General features: G+C 62.4%; 16 protein-coding genes. 9 read left to right on the forward strand and 7 right to left on the reverse strand.

What is annotated here, in order from left to right:
• Positions 1-3: 3 nt before the first annotated feature.
• Positions 4-282 (forward strand): response regulator transcription factor, encoded by a 279-nt coding sequence (locus LUB09_RS03400; protein WP_209983322.1) that lies wholly within the window; start codon positions 4-6, stop codon positions 280-282.
• Between the two features lie 62 nt (positions 283-344).
• On the opposite strand, the gene LUB09_RS03405 is transcribed toward LUB09_RS03400, so the two are convergent.
• The gene (locus LUB09_RS03405; RefSeq protein ID WP_003236719.1) at positions 345-623 is read right to left on the reverse strand and encodes a DUF3509 domain-containing protein; all 279 of its coding nucleotides are present in this window, start codon (positions 621-623) and stop codon (positions 345-347) included.
• A gap of 366 nt (positions 624-989) precedes the next feature.
• On the opposite strand from LUB09_RS03405, the gene LUB09_RS03410 reads away from it, so the two are divergent.
• The 4 genes from LUB09_RS03410 to LUB09_RS03425 all read left to right on the forward strand — a co-directional run bounded on the left by LUB09_RS03410 (position 990) and on the right by LUB09_RS03425 (position 4,785).
• Entirely contained in the window at positions 990-1,505 is a 516-nt protein-coding gene (locus LUB09_RS03410) for an ankyrin repeat domain-containing protein (RefSeq protein ID WP_209983319.1), read from the forward strand.
• A 41-nt stretch (positions 1,506-1,546) separates the two neighbouring features.
• Positions 1,547-2,077, forward strand: coding sequence for a hypothetical protein (locus LUB09_RS03415; protein WP_209983317.1), 531 nt, complete (start codon positions 1,547-1,549; stop codon positions 2,075-2,077).
• Positions 2,078-2,145: 68 nt separating this feature from the next.
• Positions 2,146-2,337 (forward strand): PLDc N-terminal domain-containing protein, encoded by a 192-nt coding sequence (locus LUB09_RS03420; protein WP_003172956.1) that lies wholly within the window; start codon positions 2,146-2,148, stop codon positions 2,335-2,337.
• 360 nt (positions 2,338-2,697) lie between these two features.
• Positions 2,698-4,785 carry an LTA synthase family protein gene (locus LUB09_RS03425; RefSeq protein ID WP_231421627.1) on the forward strand — a complete coding sequence of 696 codons (2,088 nt, stop codon included), beginning with the start codon at positions 2,698-2,700 and terminating at the stop codon, positions 4,783-4,785.
• A 53-nt stretch (positions 4,786-4,838) separates the two neighbouring features.
• On the opposite strand, the gene LUB09_RS03430 is transcribed toward LUB09_RS03425, so the two are convergent.
• Entirely contained in the window at positions 4,839-4,991 is a 153-nt protein-coding gene (locus LUB09_RS03430) for a DUF3309 family protein (protein ID WP_003236711.1), read from the reverse strand.
• 329 nt (positions 4,992-5,320) lie between these two features.
• On the opposite strand from LUB09_RS03430, the gene LUB09_RS03435 reads away from it, so the two are divergent.
• Both LUB09_RS03435 and csrA read left to right on the forward strand, forming a co-directional pair.
• Positions 5,321-6,136 (forward strand): SDR family oxidoreductase, encoded by an 816-nt coding sequence (locus LUB09_RS03435; protein WP_209983313.1) that lies wholly within the window; start codon positions 5,321-5,323, stop codon positions 6,134-6,136.
• A 128-nt stretch (positions 6,137-6,264) separates the two neighbouring features.
• Complete coding sequence (gene csrA, locus LUB09_RS03440) at positions 6,265-6,468, forward strand: carbon storage regulator CsrA (RefSeq protein WP_209983311.1); 204 nt, start codon at positions 6,265-6,267, stop codon at positions 6,466-6,468.
• 10 nt (positions 6,469-6,478) lie between these two features.
• Here csrA and LUB09_RS03445 read toward each other — a convergent pair whose 3' ends face one another.
• From LUB09_RS03445 to mnmC, 5 genes are all read right to left on the reverse strand, one after another.
• A complete protein-coding gene (locus LUB09_RS03445) occupies positions 6,479-6,706 on the reverse strand; it encodes a YheU family protein (RefSeq protein WP_003236706.1) in 228 nt (75 codons plus the stop codon).
• A 59-nt stretch (positions 6,707-6,765) separates the two neighbouring features.
• Positions 6,766-7,950, reverse strand: a complete 1,185-nt coding sequence (locus LUB09_RS03450; protein WP_057008098.1) for an osmoprotectant NAGGN system M42 family peptidase — start codon at positions 7,948-7,950, stop codon at positions 6,766-6,768.
• A gap of 144 nt (positions 7,951-8,094) precedes the next feature.
• Positions 8,095-9,840 (reverse strand): N-acetylglutaminylglutamine synthetase, encoded by a 1,746-nt coding sequence (ngg, locus tag LUB09_RS03455; RefSeq protein WP_209983309.1) that lies wholly within the window; start codon positions 9,838-9,840, stop codon positions 8,095-8,097.
• Positions 9,841-9,843: 3 nt separating this feature from the next.
• The gene (locus tag LUB09_RS03460; RefSeq protein WP_231421628.1) at positions 9,844-11,616 is read right to left on the reverse strand and encodes an N-acetylglutaminylglutamine amidotransferase; all 1,773 of its coding nucleotides are present in this window, start codon (positions 11,614-11,616) and stop codon (positions 9,844-9,846) included.
• Between the two features lie 127 nt (positions 11,617-11,743).
• Positions 11,744-13,726: a bifunctional tRNA (5-methylaminomethyl-2-thiouridine)(34)-methyltransferase MnmD/FAD-dependent 5-carboxymethylaminomethyl-2-thiouridine(34) oxidoreductase MnmC gene (mnmC, locus tag LUB09_RS03465; protein WP_231421629.1), complete on the reverse strand. Its 1,983-nt coding sequence runs from the start codon at positions 13,724-13,726 to the stop codon at positions 11,744-11,746.
• A 141-nt stretch (positions 13,727-13,867) separates the two neighbouring features.
• On the opposite strand from mnmC, the gene pap reads away from it, so the two are divergent.
• Together pap and LUB09_RS03475 are read left to right on the forward strand one after the other, a co-directional pair.
• On the forward strand, positions 13,868-15,382 hold the full coding sequence (gene pap, locus LUB09_RS03470) for a polyphosphate:AMP phosphotransferase (protein ID WP_231421630.1): 1,515 nt from the start codon (positions 13,868-13,870) through the stop codon (positions 15,380-15,382).
• Positions 15,383-15,513: 131 nt separating this feature from the next.
• Entirely contained in the window at positions 15,514-16,698 is a 1,185-nt protein-coding gene (locus tag LUB09_RS03475) for a thiolase family protein (protein WP_209983301.1), read from the forward strand.
• The last annotated feature ends 167 nt before the right edge of the window (positions 16,699-16,865 follow it).

Consider the following 16,865-nt stretch of genomic DNA (forward strand, 5'->3'; position numbering starts at 1 on the left):
GGCATGAGTGGCCCACAGGAGTTGTATCCACCCGCGACCGGGCTGTGCGACACGGCCATGGCGGCGCGAAAGCGCTTGAGTCTGTCCGGCAAACCCCTGACGCCCACGGAGCTGGAAATCCTGCGCTGGGCCTCGGAGGGCAAGACCGTCTGGGAAATCAGCAAGATTCGCGCGACCTCCCAGGCGGCGGTCAAATTTCATCTGCGCAATATCTACGGCAAGCTTCAGGTGAGCAATCGCGTGCAGGCAGTCAATGAGGCGGTGCGCCAACGGCTGTATTGAACGCATGAAAAAGGGCCGCGACGTTCAACGACGTCGCGGCCCTTCTCGTAAAAAGCCGTTGCTTAAGCCGAATGGTAGGTCGGCAGGGCAAAGCGGTTCTGGCTTTGCAGCATCGAAATCTGCGGCAGGTCACTGGCTTGTTCAGCCAGGTCGCGGCGGATGGCACTGATTACCCAGGTCAGTTGGTCGGCAGTGTGCAACTGCTGATAGGAAATCGAGCGCTTGACCTGTTTGCCTTCGCCGTTGCGCAGGGTCAACAGGATGCCGCCGTCCGGACGGGGCTGGGTGGTGACGTCGTATTGGGAAAATACTGAAGCGAATTTATCTTGGATCAGGCTCATGTCTATCAGCTCCGTTGGCTCAAGTTGGCAAGCATGGAGTGATAGGTGCAGTGATTGTGCCAGCTAGTGGCTATTTAAAATATCGTTATAAATCAATGGCTTGAATTTATTCTGGATTTTCGGTTTCGTGCAAATTGCATGAAGGGCCATCGTGCACCCCTGCATTTTGCGCTGTCTGGTCAGCGGCGGCTGCAAGGTCCCTAAGCTAAAAGACTCGAAACATACGGTTAAATTCCCTTCTGTCGTTGCTGCCGGTCTGAACAGGTGATTGATTGTCGCTATGACGACTTTTGACAAAAAAGCCATGACAGGCGGGAACTCCCTCGCAACACTGGCGCCTATTCAGTACTGATCAAGGAGCCGCATATGTCAGACCAACCCAAACAGATGACCGACGACGAAGCTGCCGAATTTGCCGAGCAGGTCTTCGATGTTGCCCGCAAAGGCGACGCCGCCATGCTCGCCGCGCTGCTGGCCAAGGGGTTGCCCGCCAACTTGCGCAATCACAATGGCGACACCTTGCTGATGCTCGCGGCCTACCACGGCCACGCCGACGCGGTAAAAGTGCTGCTCGAATTCAAGGCCGACCCGCTGATTGCCAACGACAAGAATCAACTGCCGATTGCCGGCGCGGCGTTCAAGGGCCATATGGCCGTGGTCAAGGCGCTCATAGAAGGTGGCACCCCGCTGGAGGCCGCATCCTCCGATGGCCGTACCGCATTGATGATGGCCGCGATGTTCAACCGTATTGAAATGCTCGACTACCTGCTGGAGCAGGGCGCCAATCCCAAGGCGACCGATGCACAGGGCGCCACGGCACTGGCGGCGGCGCAGACCATGGGCGCGGTGGATGCGGCGGCGAAGTTACAGAAACTGGTGTAGGCTTTGCGCCCTCCAAAACCCGCCCGCCACAGGATTGCCCCATGAAAACCGCCCTCGTCGAACTCATCAGCCACATCAGCGCCGGCGTCATGGGCGAGGACGAGGTGGCGCGCATTGCCGATGAGGCCGCCCAGGCGTATGCCGATCCGGCGGCGTTTTTGGCGGCGAACCCGGACATCAACTACGACGACAGCTTCCCAATCCCCTTGGGCGAGTGGGTGGTGGTCGGCAGCCTGCCGGACACGGTGCTGTTCCAGGCCGACAGTTATGCCGATCTGTTCGCGCAGATCGTTGCCTCGTTCGGCCCTGGCGTGGCGTTCAACCTCAAGCCCAAGCAACTGGCCAAGGCCGACGACCTCACGGCGCTCAATCGCATTCAGATCCAGATGAGCGCGTTGAGTGCCGAAGACGGTGGCTATGTGCTGGTGAATTTCAGCCAGTTGCTGGATGACGCCATCCAGGTGGTGCTGGTGCATGGCAATCACCTGCCGCACGTCTTGCAACGCTGCGCCGAGGTCGGCATCCAGGCTGAACCGGCCCTGGAAGCCCTGCGTGTGGCCGTACACGTCTGAATTAAAACGGAACGATGGCTGGCAGCGCCTATCCTAAGCAGGCATGACCTCACTTAAGGAGCGACACCATGGGTTCTACCTTTAATGGCCTGATTGGCCTGATCATCCTGGCGTTGGATATCTGGGCGATCATCAACGTGTTCAAAAGCGGCGCAAGTACCGGCGCCAAAGTGTTGTGGATCCTGTTGATCCTGCTGCTGCCTGTGCTTGGCCTGATCATCTGGGCAATCGCCGGGCCACGGGGCAACGTGCGGATCTGACACCCCTCTATAGCGGGAGCGGGCACGGTAAGTGTGGGAGGGGGCTTGCTCCCGGTAGCGGTGTATCAGCCAGTCAATCTGGTACTGAAACACCACTACCGGGAGCAAGCCCCCTCCCACATTTGCATTACGGTGCCAGGGGAGATTTGTGTGTCGAAATATTCGCTGCACAGAATTTTCACATTTCATCCAAGAGAATTCGCTGGCTCTATCCTCCGGCCACGGGCCTGCCCTGGGCGCTTTTAAAGGCGTGGTAGCGTTACTCGTTCAGTAATTAATAGCCTTGCCGGCACTGATCGGGCACCATTCGCGCCACTGCAATGCTTCGTCACTTAACTTCCAATGGGTCCTGAAAACGACATGGCAAACCCGGACGCCCTGAGTCAGCAGCGAGCTTCGAATCGCCTGCTGCAACCGACCGTCAAATCCCATCTGGCTTACACGCTGCTCTGTGCACTGGTCATGATGGTGATGTTCTCCCTGCTGCGCCTGGCGCTGCTGGTCTACAACCGCGAGATGATCCTCGACACGCCGGCCGCGACCTTCCTCGAAGCGTTCGCCAATGGCCTGCGTCTGGATCTGCGCCTGGTGGTGTACCTGCTGATCCCGTTGTTACTGGCGCTGTTCAGCGTGCGAGCCATGGCGGCGCGCGGGTTCTTCCGTTGCTGGCTCACCGTTGCCTCGAGCATCGCGCTGTTCCTGGGCCTGATGGAGATGGACTTCTACCGCGAGTTCCACCAGCGCCTCAACGGCCTGGTGTTCCAGTACGTCAAGGAAGATCCCAAGACCGTAGTGAGCATGCTCTGGTACGGTTTTCCGGTGGTGCGCTACCTGCTGGCCTGGGCCGTGGGCACGCTGATCCTGAGTATGGCGTTCAAGGGCGCCGACCGCGCCACCCGTCCGCGCGGCCCGTTCAGCGGCGGCAGTATCGGCACCCGCCAGGTGGCGCCGTGGTACAGCCGCATCGCCGTGTTTGTGGTGTGCCTGCTGATCGCCGTGGTCGCCGCCCGTGGCACCCTGCGCCAGGGCCCGCCGCTGCGCTGGGGTGACGTGTACACCACCGATTCCAACTTCGCCAACCAGTTGGGCCTCAACGGTACGCTGTCGTTGATCGGCGCCGCCAAGGCACGTTTCTCCGAGCACCGCGACAACGTGTGGAAAGCCACCCTGGAACAGCCGTTGGCGACTCAGACCGTGCGCGACATGCTGGTACTGCCGAGCGAAAAACTGGTGGATACCGACACTGCCGCTGTGCGCCGCGACTACACGCCACCGGCCGAGAAGACCCTGCCGATCAAGAACGTTGTGGTGATCCTGATGGAAAGCTTCGCCGGTCACTCGGTGGGCGCTTTGGGCCGTCCGGGCAACATCACGCCTTACTTCGACAAACTGTCCAAGGAAGGCCTGCTGTTCGACCGCTTCTTCTCCAACGGCACCCACACCCACCAGGGTATGTTCGCCACCATGGCCTGCTTCCCGAACCTGCCGGGCTTCGAATACCTGATGCAGACCCCGGAAGGCAGCCACAAGCTGTCGGGCCTGCCGCAGTTGCTCAGCGCGCGTGACTTCAACGATGTGTATGTCTACAACGGCGATTTCGCCTGGGACAACCAGTCGGGCTTCTTCAGCAATCAGGGCATGACCAACTTCATCGGGCGCAACGACTTTGTCGACCCGGTGTTCTCCGACCCGACGTGGGGCGTGTCCGACCAGGACATGTTCAACCGTGGCCTCGAAGAGCTCAAAGCCCGTGAAGGCGGCAAGCCGTTCTACGCGCTGCTGCAAACCCTGTCCAACCACACGCCGTACGCGTTGCCCAACCCTTTGCCGGTGGACAAAGTCACTGGCCGTGGCAGCCTCGACGAGCATTTGACGGCGATGCGCTACTCCGACTGGGCCCTGGGCCAGTTCTTTGAAAAGGCGCGCAAGGAGCCGTACTTCAAGGAAACACTGTTCGTGATCGTCGGTGACCACGGGTTTGGCAACGAGCAGCAGATCACCGAAATGGACCTGGGCCGTTTCAACGTACCGATGCTGATGATTGCACCGGGCATGCAGGAAAAATTCGGCGAGCGTGACCACACCGTGGGCACCCAGATCGACATCGTGCCGACCATCATGGGCCGCCTCGGTGGCGACACCCTGCACCAGTGCTGGGGCCGCGACCTGCTGAACCTGCCGGAAGGCGACAAGGGCTTCGGCGTGATCAAACCGTCGGGCAGCGACCAGACCGTGGCCTTGCTCACCGGCGACCGCGTGCTGGTATTGCCCAAGGAGATGCCGCCGAAGTTGTGGCAATACGAACTGGGCGCGAACCCGACCGGTAAAGTGATCGCTGAATCGCCGGACGAAGCCGCGTTGAAGCAGAAACTTGAATCGTTCCTGCAAACGGCCACCAAGAGCCTGTTGGATAACACCGCCGGCGTAGTGGACGGCAAGCCCGACTGATTCACGGGCAATAAAAAAGAGGCCTTTAAAAGGCCTCTTTTTTTGTCCGGCTTTTAGATGCGGCCGAGCAACAACAACACCACCAGTACTACCAGGACAACACCCAGGATACCCGACGGGCCGTAGCCCCAGTTACGCGAGTGCGGGAACACGGGCAGACCGCCGACCAGCAGCAGAATCAGGATAATGATCAGAATGAGGCTCATGGTTTTATTTCCTTATAGGCCTTCAGCGAGACCGGTTATTTATCAAGAGGCTCGCACCGTTAATTGCGTACGCCTTAACAACTCGGACTAGAGGGTGTGATAAAAAATTCAGTAATTTTTTAAAGTATTTCGATTAGTTGCTTATTTCTTTTTCACTGAACAAAAAACTTTTCCCTTAGTTGAAAAAATCGCCTCTGAGCAATAGATCGGCAGCCGACCGGGCCGACGGTTTGCCTGGGGCATTCATCACCCTGATGGTGCGTGGTTGGCGCAAAATCCTTCGCTACACTGCCGCTCACTTCTTCCGTGAACCACAAGGCAGCTCTCCTATGCAAAATCGCATGATGATCACTGGCGCCGGGTCCGGCCTGGGTCGTGAAATCGCTCTGCGCTGGGCCCGTGAGGGGTGGCAGCTGGCCTTGTCGGACGTCAGCGAGCCGGGCCTGCAGGACACCTTGAAAAGGGTACGCGAGGCGGGCGGTGATGGCTTCACCCAGCGCTGCGACGTGCGCGACTACAGCCAGCTCACCGCCCTGGCCCAGGCGTGCGAGGTCAAGCTGGGTGGCATCGATGTGATCGTCAACAATGCCGGCGTGGCCTCGGGTGGCTTCTTCGCCGAGCTGTCTCTGGAAGACTGGGACTGGCAGATCGCGATCAACCTGATGGGCGTGGTCAAGGGCTGCAAAGCGTTCCTCCCGCTGCTGGAAAAGAGCAAGGGCCGCATCATCAATATCGCGTCAATGGCCGCCTTGATGCAGGGGCCAGCGATGAGCAACTACAACGTGGCCAAGGCCGGCGTGGTGGCGCTGTCGGAAAGCCTGCTGGTGGAACTCAAGCAGCAGGAAGTGGGCGTGCACGTGGTGTGCCCGTCGTTTTTCCAGACCAACCTGCTGGATTCGTTTCGCGGGCCCACCCCGGCGATGAAAGCGCAGGTAGGCAAGTTGCTCGAAAGCTCACCGATTTCGGCGGCGGACATTGCCGATTACATCTACCAGCGCGTGGCCGCAGGCGAGTTCATGATTCTGCCCCACGAGCAGGGGCGTATGGCCTGGGTATTGAAGCAGAAAAATCCCCAGTTGCTGTATGACGAAATGACCACCATGGCCGACAAGATGCGCGCCAAGGCGCAGGCTGTTAAAGGCTGATTTAGGCGTGGTCTGTCAGGCAAATTACCCGCAGGTGTAGGTAAGGCCTGATTTGATCGCGCACCATTGTCGCGACACGCCCCGTGCGCGCATGGTCAATGTCCTGTCATTCGAAAAGGACAATCGACATGCTGGTATTAAGCCGCGCAGTGGGCGAAATCATCGCCATCGGCGATGACATCGCTCTGCACATTCTTGAACTCAATGGAGGCCAGGTGAGGTTTGGCGTTGCGGCGCCGGCGGGCGTCAACGTCCATCGCGCCGAGGTCTACCGGAAAATCCAGCGTAGCCAGGACGCCAACACCCATCCGGTGCCGGTGCCCAATCCCTGATTGCAGGGTGTCAGTCAAACAGATGCTTGGGCACATCGTGCTTGAGCATCAACTGGCATTGCTCGCTGTCGGGGTCGAACACGATCAGCGCCTGGCCCTTGGTCAGCGCCTGGCGCACGCGCAATACACGGGTTTCCAGGGGCGTGTCGTCACCATTATCGGTGCCGTCGCGGGTCACGAAATCTTCGATGAGGCGGGTCAGGGTGTCGACTTCAAGTGCATCGTAGGGAATCAGCATACAAGCCTCAGGTAGCGGGTCCCGGCGATGCTACTGCGCCGGGCCCCGAGTTGCCAGTATCAGGTCTTGTTCCCGACCAGGCTGTCCACCGACGGCACGCGCGTGTCGCTCTCCATCTGCGTTTCATGCTCGATCTGATGACTGAACCGGTCCAGTGAACCCTGGGCCGGTTGCGCATCGCTGGCGAACACCGGCGGGCTGAGGATGTAGGCGCCCAGCAGACGGCTCAACGCGGCCAGGCTGTCGATGTGGGTGCGCTCATAACCGTGGGTCGCGTCGCAACCAAACGCCAGCAGGGCGGTGCGAATGTCGTGGCCGGCGGTCACCGCCGAGTGCGCATCGCTGAAGTAATAGCGGAACAGGTCGCGGCGCACCGGCAGGTCGTTGTCCGCCGCCAGGCGCAGGAGATGACGCGACAGGTGGTAGTCATACGGCCCGCCGGAATCCTGCATCGCCACACTCACCGCATGTTCGCTGGAGTGCTGCCCGGGTGCGACCGGGGCGATATCGATGCCGACAAACTCACTCACGTCCCACGGCAGGGCGGCCGCGGCACCGCTGCCGGTCTCCTCGGTGATGGTGAACAGCGGGTGGCAGTCGATCAGCAACGGCTCGCCGCTGTCGATGATCGCCTTGAGTGCCGCGAGCAGGGCGGCCACGCCGGCCTTGTCGTCCAGATGTCGCGCGCTGATATGCCCGCTCTCGGTGAACTCGGGCAGCGGGTCGAAGGCTACGTAGTCGCCCACGCTGATGCCCAGCGAATCGCAGTCGGCACGGGTCGCACAGTAGGCGTCCAGGCGCAGTTCCACGTGGTCCCAGCTCACCGGCATTTCGTCGACGGCAGTGTTGAACGCGTGCCCGGAGGCCATCAGCGGCAACACGCTGCCACGGATCACGCCGTTATCGGTGAACAGGCTGACGCGGCTGCCTTCGGCGAATCGGCTCGACCAGCAACCCACCGGGGCCAGGGTCAGGCGACCGTTGTCCTTGATCGCCCGCACGGCGGCGCCGATGGTGTCCAGGTGCGCCGACACGGCCCGATCGGGGCTGTTTTTCTGGCCCTTGAGGGTGGCGCGAATGGTGCCGCGCCGAGTCATTTCAAACGGAATGCCGAGTTCTTCCAGGCGCTCGGCGACATAGCGCACGATGGTGTCGGTGAAACCGGTGGGGCTGGGAATGGCGAGCATTTCCAGCAGGACTTTCTGCAGGTAATTCAGGTCCGGTTCGGGGATGGTTCGGGTCATAAGGACTCCTGTTGAAGTGGCAGGCCTGAGGAAGGGTGGCGCCGGTATCGGCGCCTTCGCGGGCAAGCCGGTTTCCGCAGTGGCATGCGGTCAGCCTGTGGCAGCGGGCTTGCCCCTGAGGCGGCCGATCAGGCAACGCCTCTCTCAAACCGTTGACTGGCTGTGGGGAAACAACAGATCCACAAATTTCTCGGCAGTCGGCTGCGGCTCATGATTGGCCAGGCCGGCCCGTTCGTTGGCCTCGATAAATACATACTCGGGTTGATCGGCGGCGGGCACCATCAGGTCCAGGCCCACCATGGGAATGTCCAGGGCGCGAGCGGCACGCACGGCAGCGTCCACCAGCGTCGGGTGCAGGATCGCGGTCACGTCTTCCAGGCAGCCGCCGGTGTGCAGGTTGGCGGTGCGGCGCACGGCCAGGGTCTGGCCTCGGGGCAGGATGCTGCTGTAGTCGTAGCCGGCGGCGTGCAGGGTGCGTTCGGTTTCCGCATCCACGGGAATTTTACTTTCGCCATCGGTCGCGGCCTGGCGCCGCCGACTCTGAGCCTCGATCAGCGCACCGATGGAATGCTGACCATCACCTTTGACTTCGGCAGGGCGGCGGATCGCTGCGGCCACCACTTCAAAACCGATCACCAGAATGCGCAGGTCCAGGCCTTCGTGAAAGCTTTCGAGCAAAATACGGCTGTCGAACGCACGCGCCGCTTCGATGGCCTGCTGCACCTCTTCAATGGTGCGCAGGTCCACCGCCACGCCGTGGCCCTGTTCGCCGTCCAGCGGCTTGACCACGATGCGCTGGTGTTCGTCGAGAAACTCCAGATTGTCATCGGCACTGCCCGCCAGTTGTTGCGAGGGCACGTTCAAACCGGCAGCCTTGAGCACCTTGTGGGTCAGGCTCTTGTCCTGACACAACGTCATGCTGATGGCGCTGGTCAGGTCGCTCAACGATTCGCGACAACGCACGCGGCGCCCGCCGTGGCTGAGGGTGAACAGGCCGGCGTCGGCGTCGTCCACCTGCACATCGATACCGCGCCGATGCGCCTCTTCGACAATGATCCGCGCATACGGGTTGAACCCCGCCTGCGGGCCCGGGCCGAGAAACAGCGGCTGGTTGATGCCGTTCTTGTGCTTGATCGCAAAGGTGGTCAGCGCGCGAAAGCCCAGCTTGGCGTAGAGGCTCTTGGCCTGGCGGTTATCGTGCAGCACCGACAGGTCGAGGTAGCTCAGGCCACGGCTCATGAAGTGCTCCACCAGGTGGCGCACCAGCACCTCGCCCACGCCTGGGCGCGTGCACTGCGGATCGACCGCCAGGCACCACAGGCTGCAACCGTTCTCCGGGTCGTTGAAGGCTTTCTGGTGATTGAGGCCCATCACGCTGCCGATCACTGCGCCGCTGTCTTCGTCCTCGGCCAGCCAGTACACCGGGCCGCCCTGATGACGCGGTGTGAGGCGTTCGGTATCGACCGGCAACATGCCGCGTCCCTGGTAGAGGCGGTTGACCGCCTGCCAGTCCGCCTCATTCTGCACCCGACGAATGCGAAAGCCGCGAAACACCCGGGTGGCCGGGCGATAGTCGCTGAACCACAGGCGCAAGGTGTCGGACGGATCGAGGAACAACTGCTGCGGATCAATCCCGAGGATCTGCTGGGGCGCGGCCACATACAACGCAATGTCGCGCTCACCGGCTTGTTCATTGAGCAGTTCCTCGGCCAGGCTCGCGGGGTCCGGGAAGGTATGGCCGATCAACAGCCGTCCCCAGCCGCAATGCACCGCGATATGGCCGGGGCTCTGCGGGTTGCCGTCCTCGGCCAAACGCGCTTGCAGGCGCTCATAGGTCGGCGCCTGGCCCTTGAGCAAGCGTTGGCTGTACGCCGCGGCGTTCTGTTTCATCAATCAGATTCCTTGTTCGCTGAGCCACAGGTTCAGCGCCGCCAGTTGCCACAGCTTGGAGCCGCGCAGCGGGGTCAGTTGGCCCTGCGGGTCGTTCAGCAGGCGGTCGAGCATGGCCGGGTTGAACAGGCCGCGATCCTGGCTCGGGTCCAGCAACAGTTCGCGCACCCAGTTCAGGGTGTCGCCCTGCAAATGCTTGAGGCCCGGCACCGGGAAATAGCCTTTTTTGCGGTCGATGACTTCGCTCGGGATCACCCGGCGCGCCGCCTCTTTCAACACCTGCTTACCGCCATCGGGCAGCTTGAATTTACCCGGCACCCGCGCCGACAGTTCCACCAGGCGATAGTCCAGAAACGGCGTGCGCGCTTCCAGGCCCCAGGCCATGGTCATGTTGTCGACGCGCTTGACCGGGTCGTCCACCAGCATCACCGTGCTGTCCAGGCGCAGGGCCTTGTCCACGGCGGCATCGGCACCGGGCATTGCAAAGTGTTCACGCACAAAATCCCCGGCGGCGTCGTTGGCGGTCAGCCATTTCGGCGCGACGGTGGCGGCGTAATCGTCGTAGCTGCGGTCGAAGAACGCCTCGCGATAGGCCGCGTAGGGATCGCTGGCGCCGTCCACCTGCGGGTACCAGTGGTAGCCGGCAAACAGTTCGTCGGCGCCCTGGCCGCTCTGCACCACCTTGCAATGCTTGGCCACTTCCCGCGACAGCAGGTAGAAGGCAATGCAGTCGTGGCTGACCATCGGCTCGCTCATGGCGCGGAACGCCGCCGGCAGCTGTTCGATGATCTCGCTTTCGGCAATGCGCAATTGGTGATGGCGCGTGCCGTAATGCTTGGCGATCAGGTCCGAATACTGGAATTCGTCGCCGCGCTCGCCGCCGGCATCTTCAAAGCCGATGGAGAAGGTCGACAGGTCCTGCACGCCGACTTCGCGCAGCAGGCCGACGAGCATGCTCGAATCGACGCCGCCGGAGAGCAGCACGCCCACGTCCACTGCCGCCCGTTGACGAATGGCCACGGCTTCGCGGGTGCTGTCGAGGACACGGTCGGTCCAGTCCTGCAACGTCAGGTTTTTTTCATCGTCATGGGGACCGTAGGGCAACGTCCACCAGGTTTTCTGTTCGGTGGTGCCGTTGGCGTCGATGCGCATCCAGCTCGCCGGGGGCAGTTTCTCAATGCCCGCCAGCAACGTGCGCGGCGCAGGCACCACGGCGTGGAAATTCAGGTAATGGTTCAGCGCCACCGGATCGAGGATCGGGTTGATGTCGCCGCCCTTGAGCAGTGCCGGCAATGCCGACGCAAAACGCAGGCGCTGACCGGTGCGCGACAGGTACAACGGCTTGACGCCAAGGCGGTCACGGGCGATGAACAGGCGCTGGGCATCACGCTCCCAGATGGCGAAGGCGAACATGCCGTTGAGCTTGGGCAGCAGCGCTTCGCCCCAGGCGTGGTAGCCCTTGAGCAGCACTTCGGTGTCGCCGCCGGAATAGAAGGCATAGCCCAAGGCTTCCAGCTCTTCACGCAATTCCGGAAAGTTATAGATCGCACCGTTGAACGCCAGGGACAGCCCCAACTGGGCGTCGATCATCGGCTGCGCCGAGCCGTCCGACAGGTCCATGATCTTCAGGCGCCGATGGCCCAGGGCAACCGGCCCCTGGGCATGAAAGCCCCAGGCATCGGGGCCACGCGGGGCCAGGTGATGGGTGATGCGCTCAATCGCTGCCAGGTCGGCAGGTTGGGCATCGAAACGTAATTCTCCAGCTAATCCGCACATAAATTCCTTACCGGTTTTTCCGTTGGGGAGGGTCAATACTCAATACGCCCAAGAGGGCGCGTACCCAGAAACTGACCCGGTGCTATACGTGGAGTTTTAGAACAATAAGTTATAAGGCAAAACGCCGTCAGCGTGGAACGGGCGCATGGCTGCGGATCAGGCTGCGCACGGCAAAGCGATTGGGGTGGCAGGCTTCGGCGACGCTGCGTGGCAGCGGCAAGGGCTCGTTGTCCAGCCAGGCGGCGAGCAGCTCGGCCGACAAGGGCGCGGTAATCAGGCCGCGCGAGCCATGGCCGCTGTTGACATACAGGCCGTCAAGCCACGGGCAGACGATGGCGGGCACCTGGCGCGCATCCTTGCGCAAGCCGGCATATGCCTGGTCAAAGGCGGCCGCGTCGGCCAGTGGCCCGACAATCGGCAGGTAGTCCGGGCTGGTGCAGCGAAAGGCCGCACGGCCTTGCACCGTGGCCGGGTCGAGGCTGTCGACGTGCAGGCGTTGGGCCAGGTCCACGGAAATACCCTTGAGCAGTTCCAGGTTGCCGGCGTGTTCGGCGGCGGTGGGCGTGAGGTCATCGCTCTTGAAGTCAAAGCTGGCGCCAAGGGTGTGCTCACCCAGGCGTGGCGGCGCCACATAGCCTTCGGCGCAGACCACCGTGGCGAGGGCCTGGCTTTCCGCGGTTTGCGCCAGCGAGGTGATCTGCCCGCGGATGCGCTTGAGCGGCAGGTTGGCGAAACGTTGCACCTCGGCGGCGCCAGCCAGGACCACCACCGGGGCATCGCCGAGCAGCCGCTCGCCTTCCCAGGCTTGCCAGCGTCCGTTGATGTTGCGCAGGTCCAGCACCTCGTGATGCGTCAGCACGGTGATACCGCCGCGCTGCGCTTGCCATGCGCACAAGGCGGGCGGGTGGACCCAGCCGCCCTCCGGGAAAAACAGCCCGCCGTGCGCCAGTGCGACCCCGGCGCGAGCCTGGGCCTGTTCGCGGTCGAGCTGATGCAGCAAGCCTGGCGCGAAGGCCTCGGCCAGTTGTGCCTGGCGCTCGCTTTCCTTGGCATCGAAGGCCAATTGCAGCACGCCGCAGCCGTCCCATGCCACGCCGCGCTGCAGGTGCTCAAGCACGCGACGGGTGTAGCCGAACCCGGCCAGAATCATCTGCGACAGCGCCGTACCGTGCGCGGAGAGCTTGAGGTACAGCACGCCTTGCGGGTTGCCCGAGGCTTCCTGGGCCAGGGCTTCATGGCGCTCCAGCAGGCTCACCTGCCAACCTCGGGCCGCGAGGCTGGCAGCGGTGGCGCACCCGGCCAGGCCGGCGCCGATCACCAGGGCCTTGCGCTCACCGCTAACGGCGGGAGGGCGGGCGAACCACGGCTTGATGCCCGGCGCTGCCGGGGTGTCGGCGGGCCAGCCACGAAACTCACCGCGCAGGATTTCCCATTTATGCCCGATGCCCGGCGTGCGTTTCATCTTGAACCCGGCGGCATTGATCAGCCGGCGTACCCAGCCGGTGCTGGTGAAGGTGCTGATGGTCGACCCCGGCGCGGCCAGGCGTGCCAGTTCGGCAAACAGCTCGGCGGTCCACATGTCCGGGTTTTTCGCCGGGGCAAAACCGTCGAGAAACCACGCATCGATCTGTGCGTCCAGTTGCGGCAACTGCTCCAGGGCGTCGCCGATCAACAGGGTCAGGGTCACGCGGCCATTGTCCAGCACCAGCCGCTGGAAGCCCTGGTGGATGGCAATGTAGTGGGCCAGCAGTTGTTCGGCGAACGGCGCAAGTTCCGGCCAGAGGGCGAGGGCGCGTTGCAGGTCGGCGTGGCTCAGCGGGAATTTTTCGACGCTGACAAAATGCAGGCGCGCGCCCGCCACGGCGTGCTGTTCGAACAACTGCCAGGCGCATAGAAAATTCAGCCCGGTGCCAAAACCGGTCTCGCCGATCACCAGCCGCCCGCCCGCAGGCAAGGCAGCAAAGCGCTCCTGCAGGCGGTTCTGCTCAAGAAACACATAGCGGGTTTCTGCAAGGCCCGACTGGTCGGAGAAGTACACGTCGTCGAAGACCCGCGAGTGCGGGCGACCTTGGTCGTCCCAGTCGAGCTGGGCGTGGGTTACGGGGTTCATGGGCGGCTCGGCAAAGGCAAGGCGGCCATTCTAGCCGATCGACCGGCAATGATTTGCCCCGTGACAGGCGCCGGTGGAATTTCCTCCCGCGTGTCGTTGCCCAATCCGCTAGTCTTGAGCCATCTTGAAACGGAGCTGCCCATGTTCGAATCCGCCGAAATCGGTCACGCCATCGACAAAGACACCTACGAGGCAGAGGTTCCCGCGTTGCGTGAAGCGCTGCTGGACGTGCAGTACGAGCTGCACCAGCAGAAACGCTTCCCGGTGATCATCCTCATCAACGGCATCGAAGGCGCCGGCAAGGGCGAAACCGTCAAGCTGCTCAACGAATGGATGGACCCGCGCCTGATCGAGGTGCGCACCTTCGACCAGCAGACCGACGAAGAACTGGCGCGCCCGCCGGCCTGGCGCTACTGGCGCCAGCTCCCGGCCAAGGGGCGCATGGGCATTTTCTTCGGCAACTGGTACAGCCAGATGCTGCAGGGCCGGGTGCACGGGCAGATCAAGGATGCCCGGCTCGACCAGGCCATTGCCGGTGCCGAGCGGCTGGAGAAAATGCTGTGTGACGAAGGCGCGCTGATCTTCAAGTTCTGGTTCCACCTGTCCAAAAAACAGATGAAGGCGCGGCTCAAATCGTTGGCCGACGACCCGCTGCACAGCTGGCGCATCAGCCCGCTGGACTGGCAGCAATCGAAGACTTACGACAAGTTTGTCCATTTTGGCGAACGCATCCTGCGTCGCACCAGCCGCGACTATGCGCCGTGGCACGTGATCGAGGGCGCCGACGCGCACTACCGCAGCCTCACCGTGGGCAAAATTCTCCTCGAGGGCCTGCACAGTGCATTGACGTTGCCCAAGGCCAAAACCAGTGGCATGAACCCCGCACCGTTGCTGGCCTCGGTCGATCAAAAAAGCCTGCTCGACAGCCTCGACATGACAGTGAGCCTGGACAAGGACGATTACGAAGAACAACTGATTACCGAGCAGGCGCGCTTCTCTGGCCTGATGCGTGACAAGCGCATGCGCAGCCACGCGCTGGTCACTGTGTTCGAAGGCAACGACGCAGCAGGCAAGGGCGGCGCCATCCGCCGGGTCGCCGCCGCGCTGGACCCGCGCCAGTACCACATCGTGCCGATTGCCGCGCCCAGCGAAGACGAGCGCGCCCAGCCTTACCTGTGGCGCTTCTGGCAGAAAATTCCGGCGCGCGGCATGTTCACCGTGTTCGACCGCTCGTGGTACGGCCGTGTGCTGGTGGAGCGGATCGAGGGTTTCTGCACCCCGGCCGACTGGATGCGCGCCTATGGCGAGATCAACGACTTCGAAGAGCAACTGCGCGACGCCGGGGTGATCGTGGTCAAGTTCTGGCTGGCCATCGACAAGCAGACCCAGCTCGAACGCTTCCAGGCGCGCGAGGAGATTCCGTTCAAGCGCTTCAAGATCACCGAGGACGACTGGCGCAACCGCGACAAGTGGGACGCCTACCGCACCGCCGTCGGCGATATGGTCGACCGTACCAGCACCGAGGTTGCATGCTGGACGCTGGTGGAGGCCAACGACAAGCGCTGGGCGCGGGTCAAGGTGTTGCGCACGATCAACCGGGCGCTGGAAGAGGCGTTCGAGCACGCTGGCAAGCGCGGGAAGAAGAAAAAGAAATAACTGTCAGCCGCTTGCCACAGGCAGCCTGATCACCATGCTTTTGTATAGGCCGGGTGAATGATCATCGCGGTGGGGCAGGTCTGGATCTATCCTCGATTGATCTGCCAACAACCACAAGATCGAGGTAGCCCATGCGTGAAGTAGTGATCGTCGACAGCGTGCGAACCGGCCTGGCCAAGTCCTTTCGCGGCAAGTTCAACCAGACTCGCCCGGATGACATGGCGGCCCATTGCGTCAACGCGCTGCTCACCCGCAACGGCATTGACCCGGCGACGGTGGAAGACTGCATCGTCGGCGCGGCCTCCAACGAAGGCGCCCAGGGCCAAAACATCGGGCGCAACGTGGCGGTGCTGTCGCGGTTGGGCACCGGTACGGCGGGGATGACGCTCAACCGCTTTTGCTCATCCGGCCTGCAGGCGATTGCCATGGCGGCCAATCAGATTGCCTCGGGCTGCAGCGAGATCATTGTCGCCGGCGGCGTCGAGTCCATCAGCCTGACTCTCAAGAGCATCAACACTGACAACCTGATCAACCCGTTGCTCAAGGAACAGGTGCCGGGCATCTATTTTCCCATGGGCCAGACCGCCGAAATCGTCGCGCGCCGCTACCACGTCAGCCGTGAAGCGCAGGACGCGTATGCGCTGCAAAGCCAGCAGCGCACCGCGCAGGCGCAGGCGGATGGCCTGTTCGATGATGAAATCGTGCCGATGGCGGTCAAGTACCGGGTCGAGGATAAGGACACGGGCGGCGTGCAGATCCTCGACGGTGTGGTCGACCGCGACGACTGCAACCGACCCGACACCACCCTGGCCAGCCTCAGCGGTTTGAAGCCGGTGTTTGCCGAAGACGGCTCGGTGACGGCGGGCAATGCCTCGCAGTTGTCCGATGGCGCATCGATGACGCTGGTGATGAGCCTGGAGAAAGCGCTGGCACTGGGGCTCAAGCCCAAGGCGTTTTTCCGTGGCTTTACCGTGGCCGGCTGCGAACCCGACGAGATGGGCATCGGGCCGGTGTTCTCGGTGCCCAAACTGCTCAAGGCGAAGGGCTTGCAGGTGGCGGATATCGACTTGTGGGAGCTCAACGAAGCGTTCGCGTCCCAGTGCCTGTATGCGCGTGACCGGCTGGAAATCGACAATGCCAGGTACAACGTCAATGGCGGCGCTATCGCTATCGGCCACCCGTTCGGCATGACCGGTTCGAGGCAAGTGGGGCATCTGGTGCGCGAACTGCAGCGACGTCGTTTGCGCTATGGCATCGTCACCATGTGCGTGGGCGGCGGCATGGGCGCGAGCGGACTCTTTGAAGCCGTGCGCTGAACCAGCGCTGTCGCGCAGCAAACTGGCGCCTCTGTGGCAAGCCCTGATGCCGTTCAGTTAAGGAAAATGTGTGGGCTTATTGTGGCGAGCGGGCTTGCCCCGCGTTGGGGTGCGAAGCGCCCCCAATCGAGCAAAACGCGGTGTACCTGATACGGCTCAGCGCCTGG

Source organism: Pseudomonas sp. Leaf59 (assembly GCF_920984685.1).
Lineage (GTDB): Bacteria > Pseudomonadota > Gammaproteobacteria > Pseudomonadales > Pseudomonadaceae > Aquipseudomonas.

What these genes read in the sequence shown, in the direction of transcription:
- ngg (WP_209983309.1), bottom strand. Translation starts at nt 9,840, where the DNA reads ATGAAACAGAACGCCGCGGCGTACAGCCAACGCTTGCTCAAGGGCCAG.
- LUB09_RS03420 (WP_003172956.1), top strand. Translation starts at nt 2,146, where the DNA reads ATGGGTTCTACCTTTAATGGCCTGATTGGCCTGATCATCCTGGCGTTG.
- LUB09_RS03445 (WP_003236706.1), bottom strand. Translation starts at nt 6,706, where the DNA reads ATGCTGATTCCCTACGATGCACTTGAAGTCGACACCCTGACCCGCCTC.
- LUB09_RS03425 (WP_231421627.1), top strand. Translation starts at nt 2,698, where the DNA reads ATGGCAAACCCGGACGCCCTGAGTCAGCAGCGAGCTTCGAATCGCCTG.
- LUB09_RS03430 (WP_003236711.1), bottom strand. Translation starts at nt 4,991, where the DNA reads ATGAGCCTCATTCTGATCATTATCCTGATTCTGCTGCTGGTCGGCGGT.
- pap (WP_231421630.1), top strand. Translation starts at nt 13,868, where the DNA reads ATGTTCGAATCCGCCGAAATCGGTCACGCCATCGACAAAGACACCTAC.
- LUB09_RS03475 (WP_209983301.1), top strand. Translation starts at nt 15,514, where the DNA reads ATGCGTGAAGTAGTGATCGTCGACAGCGTGCGAACCGGCCTGGCCAAG.
- mnmC (WP_231421629.1), bottom strand. Translation starts at nt 13,726, where the DNA reads ATGAACCCCGTAACCCACGCCCAGCTCGACTGGGACGACCAAGGTCGC.
- LUB09_RS03410 (WP_209983319.1), top strand. Translation starts at nt 990, where the DNA reads ATGTCAGACCAACCCAAACAGATGACCGACGACGAAGCTGCCGAATTT.
- LUB09_RS03405 (WP_003236719.1), bottom strand. Translation starts at nt 623, where the DNA reads ATGAGCCTGATCCAAGATAAATTCGCTTCAGTATTTTCCCAATACGAC.
- csrA (WP_209983311.1), top strand. Translation starts at nt 6,265, where the DNA reads ATGCTGGTATTAAGCCGCGCAGTGGGCGAAATCATCGCCATCGGCGAT.
- LUB09_RS03450 (WP_057008098.1), bottom strand. Translation starts at nt 7,950, where the DNA reads ATGACCCGAACCATCCCCGAACCGGACCTGAATTACCTGCAGAAAGTC.
- LUB09_RS03435 (WP_209983313.1), top strand. Translation starts at nt 5,321, where the DNA reads ATGCAAAATCGCATGATGATCACTGGCGCCGGGTCCGGCCTGGGTCGT.
- LUB09_RS03415 (WP_209983317.1), top strand. Translation starts at nt 1,547, where the DNA reads ATGAAAACCGCCCTCGTCGAACTCATCAGCCACATCAGCGCCGGCGTC.
- LUB09_RS03460 (WP_231421628.1), bottom strand. Translation starts at nt 11,616, where the DNA reads ATGTGCGGATTAGCTGGAGAATTACGTTTCGATGCCCAACCTGCCGAC.
- LUB09_RS03400 (WP_209983322.1), top strand. Translation starts at nt 4, where the DNA reads ATGAGTGGCCCACAGGAGTTGTATCCACCCGCGACCGGGCTGTGCGAC.